Annotated in this window: 13 protein-coding genes; 9 read left to right on the forward strand and 4 right to left on the reverse strand. The window is 71.5% G+C overall.

Going from position 1 to position 14,520, the window contains the following annotated elements; genetic code table 11:
- Positions 1-304 precede the first annotated feature (304 nt).
- From ACFWVE_RS07860 to ACFWVE_RS07890, 7 genes are all read left to right on the forward strand, one after another.
- Complete coding sequence (locus ACFWVE_RS07860; protein ID WP_384009295.1) at positions 305-1,510, forward strand: ATP-binding protein; 1,206 nt, start codon at positions 305-307, stop codon at positions 1,508-1,510.
- Positions 1,507-1,908: a roadblock/LC7 domain-containing protein gene (locus ACFWVE_RS07865; protein WP_384009297.1), complete on the forward strand. Its 402-nt coding sequence runs from the start codon at positions 1,507-1,509 to the stop codon at positions 1,906-1,908. The genes ACFWVE_RS07860 and ACFWVE_RS07865 overlap by 4 nt, the downstream gene beginning before the upstream one ends.
- Positions 1,905-2,279 carry a DUF742 domain-containing protein gene (locus tag ACFWVE_RS07870; protein WP_266075846.1) on the forward strand — a complete coding sequence of 125 codons (375 nt, stop codon included), beginning with the start codon at positions 1,905-1,907 and terminating at the stop codon, positions 2,277-2,279. The genes ACFWVE_RS07865 and ACFWVE_RS07870 overlap by 4 nt, the downstream gene beginning before the upstream one ends.
- Positions 2,254-2,856 carry an ATP/GTP-binding protein gene (locus ACFWVE_RS07875; RefSeq protein ID WP_384009299.1) on the forward strand — a complete coding sequence of 201 codons (603 nt, stop codon included), beginning with the start codon at positions 2,254-2,256 and terminating at the stop codon, positions 2,854-2,856. The genes ACFWVE_RS07870 and ACFWVE_RS07875 overlap by 26 nt, the downstream gene beginning before the upstream one ends.
- 103 nt (positions 2,857-2,959) lie before the next feature.
- Positions 2,960-4,261 carry a cytochrome P450 gene (locus tag ACFWVE_RS07880; protein ID WP_384009364.1) on the forward strand — a complete coding sequence of 434 codons (1,302 nt, stop codon included), beginning with the start codon at positions 2,960-2,962 and terminating at the stop codon, positions 4,259-4,261.
- A 101-nt stretch (positions 4,262-4,362) separates the two neighbouring features.
- Positions 4,363-5,649, forward strand: a complete 1,287-nt coding sequence (locus tag ACFWVE_RS07885; protein WP_384009300.1) for a cytochrome P450 — start codon at positions 4,363-4,365, stop codon at positions 5,647-5,649.
- Entirely contained in the window at positions 5,646-6,437 is a 792-nt protein-coding gene (locus ACFWVE_RS07890) for an enoyl-CoA hydratase/isomerase family protein (RefSeq protein ID WP_384009302.1), read from the forward strand. The genes ACFWVE_RS07885 and ACFWVE_RS07890 overlap by 4 nt, the downstream gene beginning before the upstream one ends.
- A 111-nt stretch (positions 6,438-6,548) precedes the next feature.
- On the opposite strand, the gene ACFWVE_RS07895 is transcribed toward ACFWVE_RS07890, so the two are convergent.
- Positions 6,549-6,956, reverse strand: coding sequence for a RidA family protein (locus tag ACFWVE_RS07895; RefSeq protein WP_384009304.1), 408 nt, complete (start codon positions 6,954-6,956; stop codon positions 6,549-6,551).
- Positions 6,957-7,257: 301 nt separating this feature from the next.
- Here ACFWVE_RS07895 and ACFWVE_RS07900 point away from each other — a divergent pair, with 301 nt between their 5' ends.
- On the forward strand, positions 7,258-8,043 hold the full coding sequence (locus tag ACFWVE_RS07900; RefSeq protein WP_384009306.1) for an endonuclease/exonuclease/phosphatase family protein: 786 nt from the start codon (positions 7,258-7,260) through the stop codon (positions 8,041-8,043).
- 90 nt (positions 8,044-8,133) lie between these two features.
- Positions 8,134-10,773 (forward strand): SpoIIE family protein phosphatase, encoded by a 2,640-nt coding sequence (locus ACFWVE_RS07905; RefSeq protein WP_384009308.1) that lies wholly within the window; start codon positions 8,134-8,136, stop codon positions 10,771-10,773.
- 26 nt (positions 10,774-10,799) lie between these two features.
- On the opposite strand, the gene ACFWVE_RS07910 is transcribed toward ACFWVE_RS07905, so the two are convergent.
- Genes ACFWVE_RS07910 through ACFWVE_RS07920 form a run of 3 tightly spaced genes read right to left on the reverse strand, consistent with a single transcriptional unit; the run spans position 10,800 to position 14,491 of the window.
- Positions 10,800-12,902 (reverse strand): xanthine dehydrogenase family protein molybdopterin-binding subunit, encoded by a 2,103-nt coding sequence (locus ACFWVE_RS07910; RefSeq protein ID WP_384009310.1) that lies wholly within the window; start codon positions 12,900-12,902, stop codon positions 10,800-10,802.
- Positions 12,903-12,926: 24 nt separating this feature from the next.
- Positions 12,927-13,922 (reverse strand): FAD binding domain-containing protein, encoded by a 996-nt coding sequence (locus ACFWVE_RS07915; RefSeq protein ID WP_384009312.1) that lies wholly within the window; start codon positions 13,920-13,922, stop codon positions 12,927-12,929.
- Positions 13,919-14,491: a 2Fe-2S iron-sulfur cluster-binding protein gene (locus ACFWVE_RS07920; protein ID WP_384009314.1), complete on the reverse strand. Its 573-nt coding sequence runs from the start codon at positions 14,489-14,491 to the stop codon at positions 13,919-13,921. The genes ACFWVE_RS07915 and ACFWVE_RS07920 overlap by 4 nt, the downstream gene beginning before the upstream one ends.
- Positions 14,492-14,520: the final 29 nt, after the last annotated feature.

The raw sequence follows: 14,520 nt of genomic DNA on the forward strand, positions 1-14,520 counted from the left end.
CGGATCCGGTTGCGCGCGTTCCGTGTCGGTGGCGTACGGAAGGCAGGCGTGTGAGGGTCTGGTGAGGGTCGCCGAGTGAGGCACGGGGCATGCGTTTTGTGCATATGCAGCTGATAAGATCATCGGACTTTCAGTAGACTGACGGCGCGTCATGAACGCGTACGGGGGACAGTCTCTAAGGCCCCATCGCCAAGGAGTGAGGTGTGGTCCGCCCGTGGACCCGAGCCGTTCGACGGCCGGGTCGCTCAGTACGGATCGGCGGACCTCCCGCATTCCCGGCGCGATGCGACTTGAAGAGAGTCTCATGACGTCATTGATCCGGGATCCACTGTTGTGGATCTTGCTGGTAGTGCTCATCATTGCGTCGTTCGCAGTGATGAGGGCGCGGAGAACCAATCTGGCTCTCCGCAGAACGAGGAAGGACCTGGAAGCAAGCCTGGGGCAGACCCAGGGTCAACTCGCCCAGCAACAGGGGCAGATCGCGGCGCTCAACGCGCGGCACCAGGGCGACCTCGCCGACGTCCGCGCGGATGCCGAGTCGTCGACCAAGGCCGTACTGAAGTCTGCGATGGGAACGCTGCAGTCCCTCGCCGAGGAGCAGCAGCTGCTGCTCGACGAACTGCTGAAGAAGTACGGCAACGACACCGAGGTCCTCGCCGACCTGATGTCGGTGGACCACACCGGCAGCCAGTTCAGCCGCCGGGCCAAGGGCATCTCCGTACTGTGCGGCGGATGGCTGGGCCGGCGTGACGGCGCGGCGACCGTGTACGACGTGGCGCGCAGCGCCCAGGGGCGGATCAAGGACTTCAACCGGGTCGGCATCCATGCCCAGGTCAGCGTCTCCGTCTCCACGAAGGCCGTCGAACCGGTGGCCGTCGTGCTGGCCGAGCTGCTGGACAACGCGACCACCTACAGCGCTCCGGGCACACCGGTCGAGGTCAACATCCAGGCCGTCCCGACGGGTGTGTGCTTCATCGTCGACGATGCCGGACTGGGCATGGACCAGGAGACCAAGGACCGGGCGGCGGCACTGCTGTCCCCCGAGGGCGCGGTCGACATCACGAGTCTGGGTGATCCGCCCCGGTTCGGGTTCGCGGTGTGCGGCATGCTCGCGGCGCGGTACGGCTTCGCCGTCTCCGTAGGCTCGGTGTCCCCCTACGGCGGAGTGCGTGCAGTGATCCGTGTACCGGAAAGTCTTCTTGCCGCCGAGGCGCCCGCGCCTGCCGAGCCCGTTCAGGAATCCTCCGGGGAGGAGGCCGCCCCGCAGCGGCTCGCTCCCGTGCCGGTGGGTCCCTCCCATGTGGTGGGCAGGACCAACGGCGGACTTCCCAAGCGCCGTCGGCGACAGGGCTCCATCTCGGTGGTGCCCTCGCCGGACGCCACGGCCCCTGCCGACGAGCCCACGCCCGAGCAGGCCAGCGAGGTGACCGCGTCGCGCCTCGGCGCGTTCGCGCGCGGCACCCAGCTCGGTCGGATCACGAACTCCATGGAAGGACCTGATCAGCGGTGAACACCGACCTGTCGTGGGTGCTGAACGACGTGCTCGAGGTGCGCGGTGCCCGTCACGCCGTCCTCGTCTCGGGTGACGGCCTGCTGCTGCAGCGTTCGGACGACATCTCGCGCGACGACGCGGAGACGAACGCCGCGGCCATGAGTTCCATGCAGTCACTCAGCCGCGCGGTCGCCGGTTTCGTCGGTTCGGGCAACGGCGTCTGGAAGCAGACGCTGCTGGAGTACGACGGCGGCTGGATCTTCCTGAGCGCCGCCGGTCAGGGCGCCTATCTGGCTGTCTCGGCGGCTCCCGACGTCGACATGGAAGCCGTCTCGTTCCGTATGCAGAAGACGGTGGTGGCGCTCAGCAAGGCGATGAGCGTCGCACCGCGCTCGGACCACGGTGGCGGCTCATGACGGCTCCCGGCGAGGAGGAATCCGTCTCCAGCGACTTCGTCCGCTCCTACGTCATCACCGGTGGCCGGAGCCTGCCGTCCTCGGACGATCTTGCACTGCACACCCTCGTCACGCTGGCTCCCGAGCGGACTCCTCCGCTCGGGGCCGGGCCCGAAGTGACGGCGATCTGGGACCTGTGCGCGGGGGGCTACCTGTCGGTGGCCGAGGTGGCGGGTCACCTCGGGCTGCCGGTCGGGGTGGCCCGCCTGTTGCTGACCGACCTGTTCGAGCAGGGGCACCTGCTCCACCGCGCCGAGCCGCCCCGGGCCCAGAACGTTGACAGAGCGACCCTCGAGAAGGTTCTGCATGGACTCCAATCCCTCATCAGCTGAGACGGCCCAGGGCTCCATCTACGTCTCCAGCGCGGTGACCAACGCCGCCAAGATTCTCGTCGTCGGGCATTTCGCCGTGGGCAAGACGACGCTCATCGGTTCGCTGTCGGAGATCACTCCGCTGCGCACCGAGGAGAAGATGACCCAGGCCTCCGTGCACGTCGACGACCTGCGGGGCGTGACGGACAAGACCACCACCACGGTCGCCCTGGACTTCGGTCGTCTCACGCTCAGCGAAGACCTGGTGCTGTACCTCTTCGGTACGCCGGGCCAGCAGCGCTTCATGCAACTGTGGGAGGACATGGCCCGCGGTGCGCTGGGAGCGCTGCTGCTGGTCGACCCCGCGCGGCTGGAGGAGACGTTCCCCGTCATCGACCTCGTCGAGGGGTACGGCCTGGAGTACGCCATCGCCGTCAACACCTTCAATCCGTCCGCCACCTACAGCGAGGCGGAGGTGCGTGAGGCGCTCGACCTGCTCCCGGACACCCCTGTCGTCTACTGCGACGCCCGCGACCAGCAGTCCTCCGCGCGGGCGCTGATCGCGCTGGTCCGGCATCTGCTCGAGCGCGCGGCCTGACCGTTCCGCGCCCACCCCGCCCGGGAGCGACCGCTCCCGGTACACCAAGGAAGACTTCATGGATCTTCAGCAGACCTCTGCGCCCACGGGCAGCAGATGCCCCATGCACGACGCCTCGTTCGCCGCCGATCCGCAGGCGCTCTACGACCAGTTGCGGGCCCACGCTCCGGCCGGTCCGGTCGAGCTCGCCCCGGGGGCAGACGCCACGCTGGTCGTGGGGCACGAGATGGCGCTGCGCGTCCTGCAGAACACCGAGCTCTTCGCCCGCGACGCCCGCCGCTGGAAGGCCCTGAACGAGGGGCGCATCGGGATGGACAACCCGGTGCTGCCGATGATGGCGTACCGGCCGAACTGCCTGTTCACCGACGGTGCGGTGCACCTGCGGCTGCGCAAGGCGGTCACCGACAGCCTGGCCAGGCTCAACATCACCCGGGTCCGCCGGGACGTGGAGCCGATCGCCGACTACCTGCTCGACCAGTTCAGCGAGCGGGGCCGTGCCGATCTGCTCAACGACTACGCCAAGCTGCTGCCGCTGTTGCTGTTCAACAAGCTGTTCGGCTGCCCCGCGGACATCGGTGACACCCTCACCACCGCGATGTCGGCGATCTTCGACGGCAAGAATGCCCTGCGCGCCAACGAGGACCTGACCGCCTGCCTCATGGAGCTGATCGCCCTCAAGCGGCGCCAGCCCGGCGAGGACATCACCTCGTGGCTGATCCAGCACCCGGCCGGGCTGACCGACGAGGAGCTGAAGGACCAGCTGGTGATGCTGATGGGCGCCGGGGTGGAACCCGAGCGCAACCTCATCGGCAACGCCCTGGTGCTGCTGCTGTCCGGCGCGGGCGGCCGGCAGAGTGGCATGATGATCGAGGAGGCCCTCGATCATGTGCTGTGGAACGAGACGCCGATCGCCAACTACGCGACCCACTACCCGGTCCAGGACGTCGACCTGGGCGGCCACGTGGTGGAGGCGAACACCCCGGTCGTCATCTCCTTCGCGGGCGCCAACAGCGATCCCGCGCTCGCCGAGGCCCGTCGCACCCACAGCAAGGGCGCGCACCTGGCGTGGGGGGCCGGACCGCACGCCTGCCCCGCCAAGGACCCCGCGACGGTGATCGCCACCACCGCGATCGAGCGGCTGCTCAACGCGCTGCCCGACCTGGCGCTGGCCGTGCCGCAGGAGGAACTGCAGTGGCGGCCTGGGCCGTTCCACCGGGCCCTGGTGGCACTGCCCGCGACCTTCAGCCCGTCACCGGCCACGCGCATGGCGGCGGCTCTGCAGAGCCGTGCCTCGGAGCCCGGTACGGAGCAGCCCCTGGCCGTGGCGCAGTCCGTGCCGGCGCGGCAGGAACCAGGACGGAAGAAGGGATTCTGGAGCAGTTTCCTCGATGTCTTCCGTGTCTGATGCACGGCATGTGACAGGAGCAACACTCTGGGGCGCATGACGGAGGAGGGTGGAAGGGTAGGTTCCGGCGGTACCGGCAGCCCCAGCCAAAGGAGCTCTGCGTGACCGCCGTTGGCGACATACGTGGCATCAGCACCATCCCCGGCACCACGACCACCGACCGCCGAGCCGTCATCTCCCTCCTCCGTCGGCTGCGTTCCGGCGAGGGCCAGAGCAACCCTCTTCCCATCTGGTCGGAACTGCGTTCCATGGGAGACGTCGTACGCGCCCCCTGGGGCGGCTACTTCGTCACCGGATTCGAGGCGTGCAGCCAGGTCCTGCGCGGCAGGAACTGGCTCGTCCCCGACTTCGCCTGGCAGGAGCGCCAGCCCGATCAGGAGCGCTGGGAGGCCCCGGCCACCCGCGAAATGACCAGGACCCTGCCCCGGCTCAACGCCCCCGCCCACACCTGCCAGCGGCGGGCCCTGGGCAATCCCTTCGACCGCTCCGCGCTCGAGGAGCTGCGTCCCGCGATCGCCGCCCTGACCTCGGGCCTCCTCGACGACCTCGCGGACCGGCTGAAGGCCGACGGGGAGGCCGACTTCGGGACCCTCGTCGGTGAGCAACTGCCCATCCGCACCGTCGGGCGGTGGCTCGGTCTCGACCCGGAGGACCATGCGCGCATCCTGAGTTTCACCCATCGGCAGGTGTACGCGCAGGAGTTGCTCCCCACCAAGAGCGAACTCGCGATATCGGCCCAGGCCACCCTGGAGATGCGGGCCTATTTCACCGAACTGATCCGGCACCGTCGCGCGAACCCCGGCCACGACGCCCTCACCGGCTGGATCCACTACTGGGACGCCCAGTACCCGGACGACCGGGCCGCCGCGGACCGGATCATCTACGACCTGACGATGTTCATCACCATCGCCTCCCTGGAGACCAGCGCGGTGCTGATGACCAACGCCGTCTGGCTGCTGACCCAGGATCCGTCGCGCGCAGCCTGGCTGCGGCAGCATCCGGAGCACATCGACGACGCGATCGAGGAGACGCTGCGCTACGACCCTCCCGTGTTCGTCAACTCCCGTATCGCCGCGGACGACACCGTCCTCGCCGGGGTGCCCGTCGCGAAGGACACCACCGTCCACGTCCTGTACGGTTCCGCCGCCCACGACCCCCGCCGCAACCCTGACCCCGGTGTCTTCGACCTCCGGCGCAACGGAGGGCACCTCACCTTCGGCGGCGGCGCGCACTACTGCCTGGGAGCGGGCCTCGCCCGGCTCGAGGCACGCGAGCTCCTCACCCAACTGCTGGAACGATTCCCCACCTTGCGGCCCTCCGCTCCCCCTTCGTACGACACCTCCCGTGTCGTCTTCCGCCGCATCACCTCCCTGAAAGTGACCGTATGACTGCCCCGCCCCTGTCCGGCCTGCCCGACGACCGGATGCTCAAGACCCTGCGCGCCCACCGGCAGGGTCCTGTCCTCACCGTCGAACTGAACGTTCCCGAGCAGGGAAACGCCGTCACCGACGCCATGCTCGACGACCTCCTCGCCGTGCTCGACGACCAGGATCCCGCGGTGCGTGTCCTGGTCCTGGCCGGTGCCGGGCAGGACTTCTGTCTCGGCGGGGACCGCGGCGAGTTCGCCGAACACCTCACCCACGATGCCACCGGTGGCGGCATCCGGGTCTCCGGTGTGAAGGCGCGGCGGGTGTGCGACGCGCTGACCTCGCACCCCGCCGTCACCATCGCCCGTGTGCAGGGCAAGGCGATCGGGGCCGGCCTCGCCCTCGCCCTCGCCTGCGACCTGCGGGTGGGTGCCGACACCGCGACCTTCCGGCTGCCCGAACTCGCCCTCGGTCTGCCCACGGCGTGGGGTGGCCTGCTGCCACGGCTGATCAGTGAGGCCGGAGCCGCGTCCGTGCGTGAACTCATCCTCACCGGCCGGGCCTTCGACGCCCAGGAGGCCCTCGGCCTGTCGATCCTCCAGCGGGTCGTGCCCGAGGAAGCGCTCGACGACGCGGTCGACGCCTGGGCCAGACCCGTCCTGCGACGGCCGGCACCGGCTCTGCGCGTCACCAAGACACTGCTCAACTCCCTGACCGCGTCCACCCGTCTCGCCGATGCCTCGGTACTGGATCCCGAACTGATGGCAGCGGTCGTCAGCGAACTGCACCATACGCGCACGATCCGCTGACAACGCGCTGATCACGCTCTTCGCAGCGTTGCCGGCCCCTGGAACGCGCCGACTTCCGGGGGCCGTTACTGTTCCCGTCGTCCTGGGCCGGGGTCGAGGGGCGCGAGGGCCTCAGTCCAGGACCGCGACGGCCTCGATCTCGACCAGGTGGTCGGGGATGTCCAGTGCCTGTACGCCCACCAGCGTGCCCGGCGCCGCCGGGGTGATTCCCAGCTTCTGCGCCGCGCGGGTGGCGCCCTCCATGAACTGCGGCATCTTGTCGGGCGTCCAGCCGACGACGTAGACGGTCAGTTTCACGGCGTCGGCGAACGTGGCGCCGGCCGCGGCCAGGGCGGTGCCGACGTTGAGGTAGCACTGCTCGACCTGGGCGGCGAGATCGCCCGCCCCGACGGTGACGCCGTCGGCGTCCCAGGAGACCTGCCCGGCGATGAAGACCATCCTGGAACCGGACGCGATCGCCACCTGCCGGTAGACGTCGATCTCCGGAAGTCCCTCGGGGTTGATCAGGGCGATGGCCATGCTGTTTGCCTCCTTGTGCCGTGAGCCCGCGGGCTCGCTGCCACCGGGCCGGTGACGGTCCCGGCGGTCGATCCTGGTCACCTGTGGTTACTGGGAAACCGTAAGAGAGTGAACGCTGACATGGAAGAACGCACTTTCTGGTGACTGAGGAACCAAAAGGTGACCCAGCACGGAACCCGCGTCACGCGGGAGCGCGTCCTGGAAAGAAGGATCATGCGGGCGGGGCGGCGGGACAGCGGGGAGAAAACGGGGGGCGGCGGACGGTGGGGCGCGCGGCGGGTCGGTCCGGACGCGAGGGCGGGTGATCGCGGCGGTCGCGGCGCTGACGGCGGGACCGCTGGTGTTCCACCGCGCGATGCCCAACTCCGTGGGCCGGGCGGGCAGTCTGCCGGAGTCGTTCCTGCCCTGGCTGGGGATGGCGGTCGTGGTGCTGTTCGCGGCGGCGCTGCTGCGGCGTTCGGCGACCGCGCTGCTGGCCCTGCTGCTGTCGGCGACCGCCTGGACGTATCTCTTCGGCGGGCTGCTCCTGCCCGAACCGCGGGCCGGCGCGCGGCACCTGGTGGTGGTGCAGCACGACGTCAGTGACGAGAACACCGACCCGGCGGGCACCGCCCGTGCCCTGGCCGGCGCCGGCGCCGACCTCATCGCGCTGGAGGAACTGGTGCCGGCGGCACTGCCGGTCTACGAGCGAACACTCGCCCGGCGCTACCCGTACCACGAGGTCCGGGGCGCCGTCGGCCTCTGGCCGAGGCATCCGCTCACCGATGCCCGGCTGCTGTCAAGCCCCCGGGGATCACCGAGGCGTGGAGTCGGGGGCTGCGGGCCGTGGTCCGTGGCCCCCACGGGGACATCGCGGCCCAGGTCGCGCCCCTGCCCTCGATCCGGGCCGGGCCGGTCGGTACGAGGCCGGATCACCGGAGCCGTCGCCGTCGCGCAGCCAGTCGTGCAACCGGTGTCCGGCGATGCCAGCGAGGCGGCGGCGTCGTCCTCCGGGCCGGCGATGAAGCCGTCGAGAGACATGGACATGTACAACACGAGTCGCGCCATGACGTCCTTCGGGAAGGGTTCCGGGTCCTCCGTGAAGTGAGACCACCGCGGGCGTACGGACCCATCGGTCCCGCGCGGCAGGCGGGTGAGCGTGCACGCGGCGGCGGGTGCCGTGGGGCAGACTGAATTCATGGGCGACCTCAATGCCCCCGGGGCACCGTCACGTCGCTTCCCCCCGGAGCCGGAGAGCGTGGCAAAGGCTCGGCGGTTCGTGCGGGCCACACTCGGCGACGCCGCACCGGGGACGGTGGACACCGCGCAGCTCCTGGTCAGCGAGCTGGTGACGAATGCGGTACTGCACGCACGCACCGAGATCGAGGTGACGGCACGGGCCGGCGACGACGGGGTCCTGGTGCGGGTGAGCGATCGGCGGCCGGAGCGCGGGCTCGTGCCGTACGAGAGTCCCGCGTACACCGGTTCGGGGCAGGGGCTGGCTCTGGTCGAGCGGCTGGCGTCCCGGTACGGCGTCGACACGGGCGACGCGGGCAAGACGGTGTGGTTCGAGCTGCGGCCCGAGGGATCACCGTCGCCGTCGGGCGGGTGGGCGACCGCTCCACCCCGTTGGGGGCCGGGTGAGACCGTGACGCTCCTCGATGTACCGGCGACGCTCTGTCTGGCCTGGACGCAGCACCGGCACGCGCTGCTGAACGAGGCCGCCCTGGCCCTGGCCGCCGGAGACGTCCCGGGTGTGACGGCGGAGGACCTCGCGGTGGCCCTGGACATGAACGACGTGATCAGCGCGGGGGTGACGGCCGCGCTGCGGCGGCAGCACGGCGAGGCGGAGCTCGGGTCCCTGCCCCTGTGGGTGCCGTCGGACGCCGGACCTCCGATGGAGACCTTGCGCGTGGTTCTCGACATGGCCGAGGAGGCTGCCCGCGACGAGCGTCTTCTGACACTGCCGGCGCTTCCGCGCGGTCGGGGCTTCCAGGAGTGGCTGCTGGGCCAGATCGGCGACCAGCTCGCCGGGGAACGACCCACGGCGTGGACGGTGATGCCCCGGGAACCGGGCGCCGGTGCCTCGGAGCCGGTGCTGTGGGATGCCGGTCAGGTGCAGGCCAGCGGGGTCGCGACGATCGCCGCCGACGAGTCGAACCGGATCATCGCGGTCAGCGGACCGGCGGCGGACCTGCTCGGCTGGCCCGTGGACGATCTCATCGGGCAGCCGCTCACCTCGCTCATCCCCGAGCATCTCCGCAGGCGTCACACCGTGGCATTCACGTCCTTGCTGCTCAACGGGCGGCCGCGGATCCTGGGCCGGTCGCTGCCGCTCCCCGCGTTGCACCGCGACGGTGGGCTGGTCCCCGTCCGGCTGTTCGTCGAGAGTCAGGAGACCACCGACGGCCGCACCGTGTTCGTGGCCCGGCTCTCCCCGAGGGGATCGGTGCCGTCGCCCCCGGCCCGTCCGCCCGGCCGGATGCGGCCCGGGGCCCGGCGGGAGGCGGGAGGCGCCCTCTGGTCCGCCTCCTCCGGACGGGACCGGAGAACGGGCGTGGGCCGGGCCGGCGGCGCATCCGAGCTGGAACGGCTTTCCCTGCTGGCCGACACGGGGGCCGCCCTGGGCTCCCTCGCGGACCTGAACGAGGGCCTGCGAAGGGTGGGCCGGATCCTGACCCGTTGGCTGGCCGACTGGTGCCTGGTGGACCTGTTCACGGCACAGGACGAGGTGGAGCGGGTCTGCGTCGTGCACCGTGCGCCCCGGGGGCCGTGGCCCGAGGAGTACGAGGGCCGGCTTCCGCCGCTGTCCGAGACCGCCCGTGGACCGCTGGCCCGCGCGCTGCGCGGGGCGGGACCCCTGCTGTTCACCAATCCCCCGTCCCCGGGCCTGGCCGCGAGCCCGCTGGACGCCCACTACGTGGACCTGTTCCGGGAACTGGGTGCGAACAGCGCGGTGGTCGCCCCGCTCCGGTCGCCCCGGAAGGTCATCGGCGCGCTCACCATCGCCCGCAAGGGGCGGGGAAGGCCGTTCACCGAGGAGGATCTGCCGCTGGTCGACGAGCTGGTGCGCGCGATCGCTCTCCGGGTGGACAACGCCCGCCTCCACCAGGAGACGCGGACGATCGCCGAACGCCTCCAGCGCTCGCTCCTGCCTACGCTGCCCGAGATCCCGCGTCTCCAGCTGGCCGCCCGCTACGCGGCCTCCTCCACCACGGCCGAGGTCGGCGGCGACTGGTACGACTGCTTCGCCCTGCCCGACGGGGACACGGCGCTGGTCATCGGTGACGTCGCCGGGCACGATCTCGACGCGGCCATCGCCATGAGCCAGCTGCGCAGCATGCTGCGCGGTATCGCCGTGGACCGGCAGGAGCCGCCGGGGGAGGTCCTGCGCCGCCTGGACATGGCGAACCACACCCTGCGCCAAGAGGCCACCGCGACCTGTGTATACGGCCTGATCAAGGAACTCGGGAACGGCCTCTGGCAGTTCATGCACTCGTCCGCGGGCCATCTGCCGCCGCTGCTCGTCAGCCCGGACGGCCGCACCCGCTACCTGGAGGACGGGGCGGGGCTGCTGCTCGGCGTCGACCCCGATCCGGTCCGCCCCCAGGCCAACGACGCGATCCCGATCGGCTCGACCGTGCTGCTGTACACCGACGGCCTCATCGAACGCCGCGCCGAGTCCCTGGACCACGCCCTGGACCGGCTCCGCGGACACGCCTCCGGGCTGGCCCACGAGCCCCTCGACGTCTTCTGCGACGAGCTGCTCATCGGACTGGCCGCCGGCAGCGACGACGACATCGCGGTCCTCGCGGTCCGCCCCGGGCCTGTGCCCTGACCTGACGGCGCGTGCGGCGGGGCCGCTCAGCCGCCCGCCAGCGCGGTCAGCACCTTGTCCGGCGTCAGCGGGAGGTCGCGGAAGCGGATGCCGGTGGCGTGGTGCACGGCGTTGCCGATGGCCGCCGCCGTGCCGACTGTGCCGATCTCGCCGATTCCCTTGCTCCCCATGGGGTTGAGGTGGGTGTCCTCCTCGTCGATCCAGTGCGCCTCGACGCGGGGCACGTCGGCGTGCACGGGAACGTGGTAGGTCGCCAGATCCGATTCGGTGAAGTCGCCGAAGACGGTGTCCATCGTGCTGCCCTCGGTCAGCGCCATGCCCAGGCCCATGATCATGCCGCCGACGAACTGGGACCGCGCGGTGCGGGCGTTGAGAATCCGTCCCGCCGCATAGACACTCAGCAGCCGGCGTACCCGGACCTCGCCGGTGACGCGGTCCACGGTGGTCTCCGCGAAGTGCGCGCCGAAGGCGTGGCGCGCGTAGGGGCTGTCGGCGTCGGCCTGTCCCGTGGTGTCGGCGTGGACGGTGATCCCCTCGTCGGGCAGCCGACCCGTGCGGGCGGCGAGAGCATCCGCCAGCCGGGTGCACGCCTCGTGGACGGACCAGCCCCAGGAGGCGGTCCCGGAGGAGCCGCCGGCCAGCGGTGCGGAGGGCAGGTCACTGCTGCCGACCTCGGTCCGCACCCGGGCGAGGGGCACCCCGAGGGCGTCCGCCGCCACCTGGGCGAGCACCGTGCGGGCTCCTGTGCCGATGTCGGTGGCGTTGATCCGTACGACGAACGTTCCGTTCGGCAGCGCGCGTGCCTCGGCGGTGGACGGTGCCACGAGAACGGGGTAAGTGGCTGCCGCGACGCCCGTGCCGACGAGCAGAGGCCCTTCGGCGCGGGAGCGGGGCCGTGGGTCGCGCCCTGCCCAGCCGAACCGCCGCGCACCGTCCCTCAGGCACTCCGTGAGGTGCCTGCTGCTGAACGGCTTGCCGCTGTCCGGTTCGCGCTCCGGTTCGTTGAGAAGGCGCAGCTGTATCGGGTCCATGCCCAGTTCGTCCGCCAGCTCGTCCACCGCGGACTCCAGGGCGTACATCCCGGGTGCCTCGCCGGGGGCGCGCATCCACGAGGGGATGGGCACGTCGAGGCGCACCAGCCGGTGGAGCGTACGGGAGTGGGGTACGGCGTACATCGTGCGGGCGGGTACCGCCGCCTGCTCCACGAACTCCTTGATGCGGGAACTGTGGGTGACGGCCTCGTGGGTCAGGCTGGTCAGCCGGCCGTCGGTCCCGGCGCCCAGGCGGAGCCGGTGCAGGGTGGGCGCCCGGTGGCCGACGACGGCGGGAAGCTGCCGGCGGGGCAGGGCGACGGTCACGGGCCTGGCCGTCCGGCGGGCGGCCATGACGGCGAGCACGACGTCGGGGCGTGGGGTGCCCTTGGAGCCGAAGCCTCCTCCGACGTGGTCGGCGACGACGGTGATCCGGTCCTCGGGGATCCCGAAGAGTGCGGCGAGCGCGGCGCGCACCGTGGTCGTCCCCTGGCTGGAGGTGTGGACGACGAGCCGGTCGCTCTCCCAGTGCGCCGTGCTCGTGTGGGGTTCCATGGGGTGGTTGTGCAGGGGCGGCACCCGGTAGGCGACGTCGACCCGGACGGGCGCGGAGGCGAAGGCGCCCTCGGGATCTCCGTGTTCCCGGCGGGCCGGGAAGCCGCCGTTGGCGGTGTCCGGCTCGTACGCGTCGGGGTGGTCCGCCCGCAGGGTCACGTCGTGCTCCTCCACGGCGTACTCGACACGGACCGCGTCCGCGGCCAGGCGCGCCTCCTCCAGGGAACGCGCCACGACGAGTGCGACGTACCAGCCCCGGTGCGGCACGCGGGGATCCTGCAGCACGGCCAGCATGGGGTCGTCGGGTTCGGTGATCCTGGGGGCGTCCTCGTGGGTGAGCACGGTCAGGACCCCGGGCAGGTCCAGGGCCGCCGCCGTGTCGATGGACGTCACCCGGCCGCGGGCGATCGTGGCGGTCACGGGCCAGGCGTGGGCGCGGCCCGGCAGCGGGTGCTCGGCGGCGTAGCGGGCGCTGCCGGTGACCTTCTGGCGCCCTTCGCGGCGCTCGGCCGGAGCACCCGTTGTGGGACCGGTGCCGGTCATGGTGTCCTCCTGTGGCGTGCCGGTTCAGGTCCTGGCGGGCGCGGCGAGCCGGGTCAGGACGTCCAGGGCGAGACCGCGGGCGAGGCCCACCTTGTACCCGTTGTCCCGCAGGGGACGGGCGGCCCGGAGTTCCAGGTCGACGCCCTGGGCGAGCGCGTCCGGTGTCGCCGGCCCGCCCCGCAGCGCGTCCTCGGCGCGGGTCGCCCGCCACGGCCGGTGGGCCAGCGCGCCGAAGGCGAGGCCCACGTGGGCGACGGTTCCGTCGTCCGACAGGTTCAGGACGGCGGCGACGGACGCCAGGGCGAAGGCGTACGAGGCCCGGTCGCGGGCCTTTCGGTAGGCCGAGGGCAGCGAGGCTGTGGCGGCGGGGAGCACCACACCGGTGATGAGTTCACCGGGACGGATCTCGGTGTCCCGCTCCGGATGGTCGTCGGGCAGCCGGTGGAAGTCGGCGACCGGGACGCTCCGGGCGCCCCCGGTGCCGTACAGCTCCACGCGCGCGTCCAGGGCGGCGAGCGCGACGGCCATGTCCGAGGGGTGGGTGGCGATGCAGTGGCCGGAGTGGCCGAGGACCGCGTGATCGCGGTGCGTGCCGTCAAGAGCGCCGCAGCCGCTGCCCGGTGCCCGCTTGTTGCAGGGTTTGGACACGTCCTGGAAGTAGGGGCAGCGGGTCCGCTGCAGCAGGTTGCCGCCGGTGGTGGCGGCGTTGCGCAGCTGGCCGGAAGCACCCGAGAGGAGCGCCTGGGACAGCGCGGGATACCGGTCGCGGACCAGGGGGTGGGCCGCGAGGTCGCTGTTGCGGACGGTCGCGCCGACACGCAGGGAGCCGTCCGTCAGCTCCTCGACCGTGTCCAGCGGCAGGCGGCTCGTCCCGACGAGGAGGTCGGGCCGCTCCACACCCAGTTTCATCAGGTCGACGAGGTTGGTGCCGCCGCCGAGACAGCGGGCGCCCGGGTGCGCGGCGAGAGCTTGGGCGGCTTCCTCCACGGTCGTGGCCCGCAGGTATCCGAAGGGTTTCATGGGATCACGTCCTGCACGGCCTCGACGATGCGCGGATAGGCACCGCAGCGGCACAGATTGCCGCTGAGCCGCTCGCGGATCTCGGCGGCGTCCAGCGCGGCCGGCCGCTCCGGCGGTGTGGCGGGGTCGGTGGCGTGGGAGGGATGGCCGGCCGCGGCCTCGGCGAGGACACCGACGGCCGAGCAGATCTGCCCCGGCGTGCAGTACCCGCACTGGAAGGCGTCCCGGTCGAGGAACGCCCGTTGCAGGGGGTGCAACTGGTCACCGTCGGTGAGTCCTTCCACCGTCAGCACGTCGCAGCCGTCCAGCGAGACGGCCAGTTGCAGACAGCTGTTGACACGGCGGCCCTCGACCAGCACCGTGCAGGCGCCGCACTGGCCGTGGTCGCAGCCCTTCTTGGCCCCGATGAGGTCCAGATCCTCCCGCAGAAGGTCCAGCAGGGCTCGCCGGTGGTCGATCAGGAGGGTGTGCGGCTTTCCGTTGACGTTGAGTGTCACTTCGGAGCGGTGCGCGGCCGGCGGGGCGCTGCCCGTGCCGTCGGCACCGTCGTCGTGCGGGGCGCTGTCCATGGCGTCGAAGAACCTTCCGGACGACCGTG

The sequence above is a fragment of the Streptomyces sp. NPDC058632 genome, from assembly GCF_042717095.1.
Lineage (GTDB): Bacteria > Actinomycetota > Actinomycetes > Streptomycetales > Streptomycetaceae > Streptomyces.